11 protein-coding genes and 1 pseudogene are annotated in these 11,761 nt (G+C 60.8%); 8 read left to right on the top strand and 4 right to left on the bottom strand.

The features are described 5' to 3' along the window. Nucleotides 1-36: 36 nt before the first annotated feature. Both EN745_RS05205 and EN745_RS05210 read right to left on the bottom strand, forming a co-directional pair. Nucleotides 37-1,203 carry a mandelate racemase/muconate lactonizing enzyme family protein gene (locus tag EN745_RS05205; protein WP_127405149.1) on the bottom strand — a complete coding sequence of 389 codons (1,167 nt, stop codon included), beginning with the start codon at nucleotides 1,201-1,203 and terminating at the stop codon, nucleotides 37-39. A gap of 54 nt (nucleotides 1,204-1,257) precedes the next feature. After that, entirely contained in the window at nucleotides 1,258-1,968 is a 711-nt protein-coding gene (locus EN745_RS05210) for a GntR family transcriptional regulator (protein ID WP_127405150.1), read from the bottom strand. A gap of 213 nt (nucleotides 1,969-2,181) precedes the next feature. Here EN745_RS05210 and EN745_RS05215 point away from each other — a divergent pair, with 213 nt between their 5' ends. The 6 genes from EN745_RS05215 (at nucleotide 2,182) to EN745_RS05240 (ending at nucleotide 8,634) form a co-directional block, all read left to right on the top strand. After that, on the top strand, nucleotides 2,182-3,663 hold the full coding sequence (locus EN745_RS05215) for a sugar ABC transporter substrate-binding protein (protein WP_127405151.1): 1,482 nt from the start codon (nucleotides 2,182-2,184) through the stop codon (nucleotides 3,661-3,663). 75 nt (nucleotides 3,664-3,738) lie between these two features. Beyond that, complete coding sequence (locus EN745_RS05220) at nucleotides 3,739-4,686, top strand: sugar ABC transporter permease (RefSeq protein ID WP_127420700.1); 948 nt, start codon at nucleotides 3,739-3,741, stop codon at nucleotides 4,684-4,686. Beyond that, entirely contained in the window at nucleotides 4,683-5,573 is an 891-nt protein-coding gene (locus tag EN745_RS05225) for a carbohydrate ABC transporter permease (protein ID WP_126056173.1), read from the top strand. Before EN745_RS05220 ends, EN745_RS05225 begins: the two co-directional genes overlap by 4 nt. A 10-nt stretch (nucleotides 5,574-5,583) precedes the next feature. Beyond that, the gene (locus EN745_RS05230) at nucleotides 5,584-6,681 is read left to right on the top strand and encodes an ABC transporter ATP-binding protein (RefSeq protein ID WP_126056174.1); all 1,098 of its coding nucleotides are present in this window, start codon (nucleotides 5,584-5,586) and stop codon (nucleotides 6,679-6,681) included. Nucleotides 6,682-6,712: 31 nt separating this feature from the next. After that, nucleotides 6,713-7,876, top strand: a complete 1,164-nt coding sequence (locus EN745_RS05235; RefSeq protein ID WP_127405154.1) for a mandelate racemase/muconate lactonizing enzyme family protein — start codon at nucleotides 6,713-6,715, stop codon at nucleotides 7,874-7,876. Between the two features lie 23 nt (nucleotides 7,877-7,899). Then, nucleotides 7,900-8,634, top strand: a complete 735-nt coding sequence (locus EN745_RS05240; RefSeq protein WP_127405155.1) for a ribonuclease activity regulator RraA — start codon at nucleotides 7,900-7,902, stop codon at nucleotides 8,632-8,634. Nucleotides 8,635-8,672: 38 nt separating this feature from the next. Here EN745_RS05240 and EN745_RS05245 read toward each other — a convergent pair whose 3' ends face one another. After that, nucleotides 8,673-9,260 carry a TetR/AcrR family transcriptional regulator gene (locus EN745_RS05245; protein WP_127405156.1) on the bottom strand — a complete coding sequence of 196 codons (588 nt, stop codon included), beginning with the start codon at nucleotides 9,258-9,260 and terminating at the stop codon, nucleotides 8,673-8,675. Nucleotides 9,261-9,358: 98 nt separating this feature from the next. On the opposite strand from EN745_RS05245, the pseudogene EN745_RS05250 reads away from it, so the two are divergent. Further along, nucleotides 9,359-10,240: pseudogene (locus EN745_RS05250) on the top strand (haloalkane dehalogenase); the annotation flags it as partial. Beyond that, on the top strand, nucleotides 10,220-10,516 hold the full coding sequence (locus EN745_RS36505) for an Rdx family protein (RefSeq protein ID WP_245487646.1): 297 nt from the start codon (nucleotides 10,220-10,222) through the stop codon (nucleotides 10,514-10,516). The pseudogene EN745_RS05250 and the gene EN745_RS36505, both read left to right, overlap by 21 nt. Before the next feature lie 219 nt (nucleotides 10,517-10,735). On the opposite strand, the gene EN745_RS05255 is transcribed toward EN745_RS36505, so the two are convergent. Next, nucleotides 10,736-11,629, bottom strand: a complete 894-nt coding sequence (locus EN745_RS05255) for an aminoglycoside phosphotransferase family protein (RefSeq protein WP_189362964.1) — start codon at nucleotides 11,627-11,629, stop codon at nucleotides 10,736-10,738. Nucleotides 11,630-11,761: the final 132 nt, after the last annotated feature.

Below are 11,761 nucleotides of genomic sequence, written 5' to 3' on the forward strand. Positions count from 1 at the left end.
GGGGCTTGTGACCCGCACATGGGCCGGCGGGCACGGCTAACTCAGCTCGATCTCGTGAGCCTGCAGATAGTCGCGGTTCATCTCGACACCGAGACCGGGCCTCGACGTCAGCTTGAGGCTGCCGTTCGAAACGTCGAGCGGCGTGTCGATGAGATGATCGTATTTGGAGAGATCCCACTCCGACGTTTCGAGCTTGTAGAAATTAGGAACGGTCATCATCACCTGCGCTCCCGCAACCACGTTTATCGGTCCAGCGGCATCATGGGGCGAGACCGGGATGTAGTAGGCTTCGCACAGGGCGGAAATCTTCTTGAGTTCGGTAATGCCGCCGGTCCAGGTGACGTCGGGCATGATGTAGTCGGCGAGCCTGTTCTCCAGCACCGGCACGAAATCCCATTTCGTGTGGCCGCGCTCGCCCCACGAGATGGCAGCGCTGACCTTCTCACGCACCTGCTTGAGCGCGTTGAGGCTTTCGGGCGGACAAGGTTCCTCGAACCAGTTGATCTGGCCAGCCTCCTCGAGGCTGCGACAGAGGCGAATGGCGGTGGGAACGTCGAAGCGGCCATGCGCATCGATGAGGATGTCGACATCGGGGCCTGCCGTTTCGCGGATGAGAGCTGTGAGTTCGGCCGCCTCTCGCTCGTCCTTGCGAGTCATACTGCCGTCGAGGTAGCCGTCCCGCTGCTCGCGCGACAGTCCATCGGTGGTGCGGCCCTGGTGCGGGAACGGATCGAACTTCAGCCCAGTGTGGCCGGACTCGACGATGTCTCGAATTTCACGAACCACAGCCTCCTTGCTGGTGAACTTGGCCTGGTTGGGATGGGTATAGAGGGCGATTTCGTCGCGCAGCGGTCCGCCCAGCAACTCGTAGATCGGCTTGTCGAGGACTTTGCCGCGGATGTCCCAGAGGGCTATGTCGATGGCGCTCACGCATTCGACGGCAGCGCCACGGCTGCCCATATATGTGAAGCTCCGGAAAATCTTATGCCACAGATGCTCGATACGCGCTGGATCCTCGCCTGTCACGGCGGCACCGATCTGTCGCAAGATCGTGCATAGCGCGCGGTTGGCCAGCTTTGTCGTGGTGGTGATCTCTCCCCAGCCACTCACTCCCTCGTTGGTCGACACTTCGACGAACAGGTACTCCCCCCAATAAGAAGCATCGGACTTGATTAGCCACGGCCGAATGCTCGTGATTTTCATCTCAATTGCCTCTATCTGAAGTGGTCGGGATAGCGATGTTCCAGACCGGATATTCTACCCTGCCCGCGCGGCGTTGCGTGCGCGCATGTGTTCGAGGACATGCCGCCCGGAGCCCTCGACATGGCGTGCAATGAGTTCGGCTGCCTCGTCCGCATTTCCCGCTTTTACATGCGCGATGAGCTCGCGATGCTCGCGAATGATCGCCGCACGCCGGGCGAGCGTGAAATTGAAACGCCGGCTCACGGCTCGCAGCACTTCCCGATGCTTCCACCAAAGCTCGGCGGCATGGCGATTATAGTGCCTCTGGTACATCACGGTATGGAAGGCGGTATCCAGTTCGCTGTGCCTGAGCGTGTCGGCAAAGTTGTTCTCTTCGATCAGGCCCTGGATGCGTTCGAGCTCAGCAATGTCCTCGACGGTAGCCATATTCACGAACCATCGCGTCAGAGCCGGCTCGATCAGGACTCCGATCTCGTAGATATCCCGGACAAAATCCTGATCTATAGGTCGAACGCGCGCCCCGCGGTTGGGAACGAAGGTGACAAAGCCTTCGCCGCGCAACAGTTGCAGGGCTTCGCGCACAGGGTTGGTCGAGGTGCCGTGACGCCGGGCGAGATCGGTTACCACAAGCCGCTCGTTGGCGGCGAGCCGCCCTTCGATGATGTCTTCCCTGATCAGTTGATAAAGCGAGGCGCCCTCGCTTGAGGCCCCGAGAGGGTCAATCCCCTCGGGTGGCTCTGCTTTAAAATCGCTTGTTTCGGCCAAGACCGGCTCCCCTCGATCAATACACGTTTTGTTCGATATCACGCACGGTTTCCATAAACAATGTACGATTTATCGCGTTGACAGACAACCCGCGATCTGAAAACGTACAAATTGCTCGAAGGGATACATTGATTGAGCTTGTCCCGCGGTCGACGAGCAAAGACCGCTCGCCTCGATGCAGAGCGGCATGGGAGAGAAACCTGGAGGATACCTATGACGAGGATTACACTCGGCGGTGCCGTCCTGCGCGGCACTGTCTCCACTGCCTTAGTGGCATCGTTGATGTCCGCACCCGCGCTGGGCGCGGCGCCGGTCGACTTGAGCAAGTGGTCGCCGGAATATGTGCGCTCCATTGCCGGCACACAGGATTTTGATACGGCGGCCGATTGCGGCAAGGTCACCCCGCTCGACTACAAGGGGCGACTGACTTTCTGGTATCAGGGCGTGTTCGAGGGCGACCCCGACCTCCTGCGCCAGTACTACAAGGACTTCTTCGAGACCTTCCGAAAGACCTATCCGAACATCCAGCTCGAGGAACAAGCCCTCACCTATAACGATCTCCTCGACAAGTTCCGCACGGCGCTCCTTGGCAATGCAGCGCCGATGGCGGTCCGCCTGCAAATCCTGGGTGGCACCGAGTTCGCCTCAAAGGGCTATCTGGAGCCGCTCAAGCCCGAGGATGTAGGGTATTCGACCGAGGATTTCTGGCCTGGCGCCATGAAAGCCGTGACCTGGGACGGGGTGACCTACGGCATTCCAACCAACAATGAGACGATGGCGTTCATCTGGAATGCCGACATCTTCAAGCGCGCGGGCCTTGATCCGAACAAGCCTCCGGCGACCTGGGACGATGTCGTCAAATATTCCAAGCAGATCCACGACAAGCTCGGTATTGCCGGATACGGCCTCGTGGCACGCAAGAATGCCGGCAATACGCCGTACCGCTTCATGCCGCAGCTGTGGGCCTATGGCGGCGGCGTCTTCGACGAAGCAAAGGCGAACCCGACCTATAAGGACATCGAGCTCAACAGCCCGCAGAGCAAGGCGGCGCTGCAGGCCTCTTATGACATGTATGTCCGCGACAAATCGGTTCCGGTTTCGGCACTCACCAACCAGCAGGCCGACAACCAGCCGCTGTTCCTGGCCGGCCAGCTCGGCATGATGATCTCGCACCCGTCCGACTACAATGTCATGCTCGACCTGCAGAAGAAGGCAACGGGCACCGACAAGGACAAGGCGCAGACGGTCATCGACAACATGCGCTACGGCCTCATCCCCACTGGCCCCGACGGCAAGCGCGCAGTGGTGTTCGGCGGCTCGAACATTCACATCCTGAAGCCCGAATATGTCGAAGGCGGCAAGGTAGACGAGCCGGCCGCGAAGGCCATCATCTGCATGTGGACCAGCCCTGAATGGTCGCTGAAGATGGCCTACGCCGGCTCGAACCCCGGCAACCTTAACGGCTTCAAGACCAAATGGATGAAGGAACGTCTGGACAGCATCAAGTTCCTCGATGTCACCACCTCGATGCTGCCATACGGCATCCCGTTCCCAGCGCTGCCGCAGTCGCCGGAGATCATGAACATCATCGTCCCCGACATGCTGCAGAATGCACTGACCGGAGCAATGACCGTCGACCAGGCAGCGGACGACGCGGCCAAGAAGGTGAAAGACCTGATGGGCGGCGGCCTCTAGCCGAAGCCTGACCCGATCTTGCCGGCTGCGCCGAGAGCGCAGCCGGCTCGCTCCGAAAAACAAGGGCACGCCAAAGTGACGATCGTGGCCGGAAAGACCGGGGCTCGGCGAAGATTGCTACCCCTGCTAGGCAAGATTTGGGAGCATCGCGCTGACTACGCGTACGTGCTTCCTGCGATTGCCGTGATGCTGATCGTCATCGCTTATCCGATCTACTACACGATCGAGCTGTCGTTCTTCAACACGCCACCCGGCCTGCAGCTCCGCGACAAGATCTTCGTCGGCTTCGGCAACTACACCGCCATCCTCACCAGTCCGGTGTTCTGGAAGGTCACCTCCAACACCCTTATCTGGACACTGGCATCCACCTTCATCTCCTTTGTCCTGGGATTTGCCTGCGCGCTGGCGCTCCATCGCGAGTTTGTCGGCCGGGGCGTGCTGCGCGCCGTCCTGATCATTCCCTGGGTCATCAGCGCGGTCGCCGCATCCTATATCTGGAAGTGGATCTACCATTCGGACTTTGGAATCATCGGCGCGGTACTGGTCGGCCTAGGTTTGGCCGACCGGCCGCCGAATTTCATCGACAGCGTCAGCACGGTGCTGCCCTCCCTGATCGTCGTCAATATCTGGCGGGAGTTTCCGTTCGCCATGATCATGATGATGGCAGGTCTTCAGACAGTCCCCGAGCAGTTGTTGCGCGCCGCCAAGGTCGACGGAGCCAATGCATGGCAGCGCTTCTGGCACGTCACCTTCCCGCATTTGAGAAACGTCTCCACAGTGACGATCCTGCTGCTGGCGGTGGCCAACTTCAATTCCTTCATCATCCCCTGGATCATGACCGGCGGCGGGCCGTCGAACGCATCGCACATCTGGATCACCCACATCTATGAGCTCGCCTTCGGCCGGCAGCGCTGGGGAGTGGCATCGGCCTATTCGGTGCTTCTTTTCCTCATCCTGATGACGCTCGGCTACTTCTACGTCCGTGCGCTAAGCGGAAACGAACGCAAGGATGCGAGCACATGAGCACGATCGCCGAGACAGCCCGTCTGGGTCAGGCCCGTCGACATGCGAGCATCGACGGATGGCGGTGGGGCGGGCGTATCTTCCTCACGTTCATGCTGCTCTACACCGCGTTGCCGATGGTCTGGATGCTAATCACCTCGATCAAGTCCGGCTTCGCCGCGATGCAGCTCCCGCCGCAATGGTGGCCTGACCAACCAACCCTTGCCAGCTACCAGAAGCTGCTCGATCCGCAGAACAGTGTCGGCCAGGACTTCCTCCGCTTCTTCTGGAACAGCCTTTTCGTCTCCACCGCCACGACCATCCTTTCGGTGATCGTGGCGGTTCCCGCGGCCTACGCGTTTTCGCGCTTCACGTTCCCGGGCCGGAACTTCCTGTTCTTCGCCGTCTTGCTGCGCAACATGTTCCCGGCGGTGATCTTTCTCGTGCCGCTCTTCATCCTGATGCGCGCGATCGGGCTGGTGAACACGCATGGGTCGCTCATTCTCACCTACCTCACATTCGGCCTGCCGCTGGCAATCTGGCTCCTCAAGGGCTTCTACGACAACATCCCGGTGCAGCTCGAGCAGGCGGCGCGCATCGACGGGGCGACGCGGTTCCAGGCCTTTGTCCTGATCGTGATGCCGCTCTCGGCGCCAGGTATCATCGCCACGGCGATCTATTCCTTCATCGGCGCATGGAACGAATACATCTACGCGTACACCTTCCTCTCCAAGAACGAGCAGCTGACATTGCCGGTCGGTATCCAGCGCTTCTTCTCGGAAAACACGACCGATTTCCCGGGTCTGATGGCTGCCAGCTTCATGATGAGCGTGCCCGTCGTGGTCCTTTTCCTCGTCCTGCAACGATACTTCGTACGCGCCCTTACAGAAGGCGCGGTCAAGCACTAGGGAGTTGCCGATGGCCCACGTGGTCCTCAAAGATCTCGTCAAGACCTATGGCGGCTTCAAAGCCGTCAACGAGGTTTCGCTGACGGTCGATGACGGCGAGTTCGTTGCGCTCGTCGGCCCTTCAGGCTGCGGCAAGACAACAACACTCAACCTCATCGCGGGGCTGATCCCGATCACATCGGGCGACATCCTCATCGGCGACCGGGTGGTCAACGACCTCGACCCCAAGGACCGGGACATCGCTATGGTGTTCCAGAACTACGCGCTCTATCCGCAAAAGTCGGTCTATATGAACCTCGCCTTCCCGCTGCAGATGCGCAAGCTGCCCAAGGACGAGATCGACAGGAAGGTCAGGGAAGCGGCGCGGGTGCTCGACATGACGCAACTGCTTGAGCGCAAGCCGCGCGAACTTTCGGGCGGGCAACAGCAGCGCGTGGCGCTCGGCCGCGCGCTGGTTCGAGATCCGGCGGTATTCCTGATGGACGAACCGCTCTCCAATCTCGACGCAAAGCTGCGCGTGCAGATGCGGTCCGAAATCAAGCGCTTCCATCAGGACCTCGAGGCGACGATCGTCTACGTGACGCACGACCAGCTGGAGGCCGTCACCATGGCAGACAGGATGGCCGTGATGAACGGCGGCTATCTGCAGCAATACGATTCGCCGGCGCAAGTTTTCGCCCATCCCGCCAACATGTTCGTCGCCAGCTTCGTGGGCAGCCCGGCCATGAGCCTTATTCCGCTGGAGGCATCGACGGCCAACGGCGCCACCGTTCTGACGAGCGCTGAAGGCTGGAGCCTTGCACTGTCGCAACTCAACGCGCGCAAGGTCCAGGGAGCGACCACCAGGAAGGTCGTGCTCGGTGCGCGACATTCGACGATCAAGCTGCACAAGAGCGCCGTTCCCGGCGCCATTCCGGCCAAGGCCTACACGGTGGAACCGACGGGAGACATCACCTTCGTGCAAGCGTTCCTCTCCGGCGCGATCGTCAATATCAGCGTGTCCCCCACAATCGCCGTCGCACCCGACGAGCAGATCTGGCTCGAGTTCGACCAGGAGCGCATCCACCTGTTCGACGGCGAAACGGAGATGGCCCTCGAGGCCAACTGAGACAGGGCGGATGCGTGTGGAACGAGTGTGAATGACCACGAAGCTCAAGATCACGGCGATCAAGCCCTATCCGGTGTGGGTGGGGACCCGCAACCAGATGCTGGTCAAGATCGAGACCGATCAGGGCATCTTCGGCTGGGGCGAGAGCGGCTTGAGCGGTCGCGAGAAGGCCGTGGCCGGCGCGATCGAGCACTATCGCGAGTTCCTGATCGGCCGTGACCCGATGCAGATCGGCCGGATCTGGCAAGAGATCTATCGCAGCCAGTACTTCGAAGGCGGGCGCGTCCTGCAGGCGGCCATCTCGGCGATCGACATCGCCCTTCACGACATCAAGGGCAAGGCGCTGGGGGTGCCGGTTTATGAGCTGCTCGGCGGCAAGCAGCGCGACCGCATCCCGACCTTCGCCTCGACCGGAGACGAGGCCGAGGGCGATGCTGCCATCGAACGGGCCAGGGAACTGCGCGCACAGGGGTGGCAGGCGATACGCTTCTTCCCGGTCGGGCAAAGCAGCAGGGACATCTTCGAGCCGCGCGAATCGATCGGCGCCACCGCGAGCATGCTGAACAGGGCACGCGAGGCGTTGGGCAACGACCTCGTGCTCGGCATCGACTACCATCATCGGCTATCGGTGGCCGAGGCGGCAAGCTTCTGCAACAAGCTCGGCCGCGGCGTGCTTGATTTCCTCGAGGAGCCGATACGGGACGAGACGCCGGAGGCCTACGAATCCCTGCGTACGATGACCGACATCCCATTCGCCATCGGCGAGGAATTTGCCAGCAAGTGGCAATTCCTGCCCTACATCGAGCGCGGCATCCATCAGTTCAATCGGCTCGATGTCTGCAATGTCGGCGGGCTCACCGAAGCGATGAAGGTCGCGGGCTGGAGCGAGGCGCACTATGTGGACCTGATGCCGCACAATCCCCTTGGTCCGGTGTGCACCGCCGCGACCATACATCTCGCCGCCGCAGTGCCGAATTTCGCCTGGCTCGAGACCAGGGCGCCGGAAAGAAAGCTGGGCTTCGACAGTTCCGAGTTCTTCCCGGTGCAACCACAGCTTGACGGCCCCGACTATCCGGTCAGCGATCTGCCGGGGCTCGGCGTCGAGATCAACGAGGCGGCGATCCAGGCGCAGAGTTTCCGTTTCTGGGAAGCACCCCACCTCAAGCGCCGCGATGGTTCTGTCACGAACTGGTAGCGCAACGTCAACCGGAGTCCACCATGACGCATAGCCCCGACATCACCCGGCCGTCCAAGGACCTGATCGACGCGCTGAGGGAGATCGGTGCCGCAACCGTTGCCGGCACGCTTGGTCACATGGGCTTCCGCAATCCGCATATGGTCGGTCCGGTGGCGCAGAACCACGGCAAGTCGATCGTCGGCCCGGCGCTGACGCTGCAGTTCCTGCCGCAGCGGCCCGACCTCTTCAACGAGGGAGAATATGCCGATCCGGAGACGCAATTGCACCGGCACGTGCTCTACCACGCTCAGGAGGGCGATGTGGTCGTGGTCGACGCGCGCGGTGACATGAGTTCGGGTGTCTTCGGCGATATGATGTCGACCTATTTCAAGGGCAGAGGCGGCGCTGGCATCGTCATCGACGGGTGCATGCGCGATCGGCCCAATGTCGAGAAGCTCGATCTGCCCCTATGGCTGCGCGGCTGGACGCCCAATTACCATGTGCAGACCAGCATCTATCCCAATGCCGTCAACGTTCCGATCGCATGCGGCAATGTCACGGTGATCCCCGGCGACATCATCGTTGCCGACGATGACGGGGTGGTGGTGGTTCCCGTCCCAATGGCCGCGAAGGTGATCGAAGAGGCGCAGAAGCATCACGATTGGGAAGAATTCTCGCGCGAAAAGCTCATGCAGGGCGGGTCGTTGCAACGCTATTATCCGCTGCATGACGATGCTCGCGGAGAGTACGAGGAGTGGCGAAAAACCAGATCCTGATAGACGTTTTTGCCACCCCTTAGTGTCAAATCGGAAAATTATGGCGGACCAAAAACGGTAGCGAAGGCGATGTCCTTGAACCGTCGGAGCGGTTCGCCGGAACGCTCCACTTTCATGCGCAGGATCGCGCCTTCCCAGGAGGCAAGAAGAAACTCCGCCAGATCCCGTGGAGTGAACGTGCTGTCGATTTCCCCTGCAGCCTGGGCCTCCGCGATGCATTCGCTAAAGGGCTGAAGCCACTCCCGGTACATCGCGACGAGATGTTGGCGCAACGGCTCGCTCTCCTGGACCACCTCCAGGCTGAAGTCGCCGATCAGACAGCCCCGCACATAGCCATCGGCAGCGAGCCGATCCGAGATGATGTCCAGGTACCGCAGCAGTCGTTGCCGGGGCGCAAGACCAGCGTCAAGGAGCGACTCGGAGATCCGCTTTTGGATCGAAGCAAAATACAGGTCCAAGACCTCGGCGGCGAAATCCTCTTTCGATCGAAAGTGGTTCGTAAATGAGCCCTGGGCGACCCCGGCCTCCGCAACGACATCTCTGACGCCGGCGCCGTGATAGCCTTGGCGGAACATCACGGCCAGGCCAGCTTCGAGAATCTTGCTTCTAGCGGACGGCTTGGGCATGCCTACAAACTACGTACGACCGTATTTTTGTCAAGCTCGATTGACTTTAATACGTACGTACGTATTATTGCGGATATGGGCTTTAGAGGAGGGAATGAATGTCATCCGACCAGACACTACCCGCAGTTCGCGTGCTAGATTCGACCATGGCCTATCGGGAGGCTGGTGAGCCCGGATTGCCGGTGGCCCTGTTTCTCCACGGCAACCCAACCTCCTCCTTCATTTGGCGTCACATCCTTCCGATCGTGGCGGGATCGGCACGCTGTATCGCGCCCGACCTGATCGGGTTCGGCCAATCCGGCAAGCCCGAAATCGGCTATCGGTTCTTCGATCACGTGGCCTATCTCGATGCATTCCTCGAGGTTATGGGGATCGAGGCCGCTTACATCGTCGCGCAGGATTGGGGCACCGCCCTGGCCTTCGAACTGGCGGCCCGGCGGCCCGACATCGTGAAGGGATTGGCTTTCATGGAGTTTATCCGGCCAATCCCGACATGGAACGATTTCCATCGGAGCGAGGTCTTGCGGGAGACGTTCAGAAAGTTCCGCGCGCCGGGAATCGGCGAGGACATGATCCTCGGACAGAACGCGTTCGTCGAGCGCGTGCTTCCCGGGTCCGTCCAGCGGGGGCTTAATGCGCAGGAGATGGAAATCTACCGCGCCCCCTTTGCGACGCCCAAGTCGCGCACCCCGACCTGGCGCCTTCCGAACGAGTTGCCGATTGCGGGCGAGCCGGCGGACGTCTGGCATACGCTGGACGAGGCACACGCCGCATTGCGGGCATCGGACTATCCGAAGGTGCTGTTTGCCGGCAACCCTGGCGCTCTCGTTTCGCCTACTTATGCTGAGGCGTTTGCCGCTGGGCTCAGGAACTGCCGCTTGATCAAACTGAACTCGGGCCTGCACTACCTCCAGGAAGATGAACCCGACGCAATCGCTGCTGGCGTCGTAGATCTGATCGTGGGTGCCGAGCATTCTGCCGGTCATGTAACGGCTGAAGTCGAGCCCTGTCAGGGGATCACCATCACATATTGCGGGCCGTGCAGATATGAGAGCCGCGCCACCCGGGCTGCCAGGAGCTTGACTGATGAACTCGGTCTTCCCGTGGAGTTGAACGCTGGCAAAGGGGGCGTATTCCAAGTCGCGGTTGCCGGTCAGGTCGTGACATCGAGGCGCAAGGGATACTTTCCCGACAACGCTGACATCGTGCGCGCGGTAAGAGAAGCTCTCCAAAGGCGTCGCGAGAACGATCGATAGCGGTCGCCTCAAAATCATAGCCGGAATCGGTGGAGACAATGGCCGTGGTCACGGTCGAAGGATGCGTCAGCTTGCCGGCGCGCGTCATTTGTTGGTCGGCCACGCCGCTTTGATCCACGAGCGGTCATGATCTGCCGCTACGCCGGTTCCCTGCGCTTGTGAAGGAACTTGGGCTCATGCGCGCGAGGCATTTCCGACCGACCGACGCCCAGGTTCGGATCAGATCAGGTCGTCGATGATGCGGGAGAGCGTCGAGCGGCCAAGGGCACTCATGGCGGGGTTGGTGCCCCGGTAGTACCAGACCAAGCCCATTGCCTGCTGGAAGGCCCATGCCGCTCCGCGCTGCCACTCGACTTGGCTTGATCCAAGATGGGAACGCACGGCTTCGCGCCGACTGCTATCGAAGAGATGCCATGCGGCAACAAGATCCAAGGCCGGGTCGGCCGGGCCGAAACTGCCGCTGTCGAGCACACCAACAAGGCGGTCACCACGCACGAGGAGGTTGGCCGGAATAAGATCGCGGTGGCTCATAACGTCGAGACCGGACGGCGGCAGTTCACGCAGCCGAGCCCATATGCGACGGAGCCGAGACACGTCCAGGAGACCCTCGCTGTTCTTGAAACAGATCGACATCCAGTCGTCGTGGTCAGGAAGGCTGCCGCCCCTCCCCTGCCCATCAAAACGACGGCCATGCGTGTCCGCTGCTCGTAGCGACGCAATCAGTTTGGCAATGTCGAGTGCGAAGGTCGTAGAGGCAGCAAGCCCATCGTGCGTGGCAACGTCACCTTCTATCCAACTCTGCATTGCCCACGGCAACGGATAAAGCGGACCCGGTTGACCAATCCCGATCGGTCGAGGACAGGCAAACGGGGAATGCGCAGCAAACTCCGTCATGGCCGCGGCTTCGTTGCGTAGCATATTGGCGCACTCGACTGGCTCCATTGCGCGCAGGGGGAATCTTGCCGCTACTCTCGATCCAATCCTGAAGATTGCATTGACCGTACCAATCGCGCCAAGCTGCACGATCCGCTCGTGGCGATACTCTGGGAACTGGTCGAAGATCATCTCGCGAACGATATCGGCATCGATATGGACCTGGTCCGAGTGCATCATGGTGCTGGCGTCTCCCTGCCAATTTTTCGCCGAATAAACCAGACAAGCGTCGAACCTGCGCGCCCATCGTGAGCGGCACCGCGGCCCAAAGCGCCTGCGTGATCCAGTCAAGCATCCTAGACGCTTGGAAGA

The organism is Mesorhizobium sp. M4A.F.Ca.ET.022.05.2.1, assembly GCF_003998845.1.
GTDB lineage: Bacteria > Pseudomonadota > Alphaproteobacteria > Rhizobiales > Rhizobiaceae > Mesorhizobium.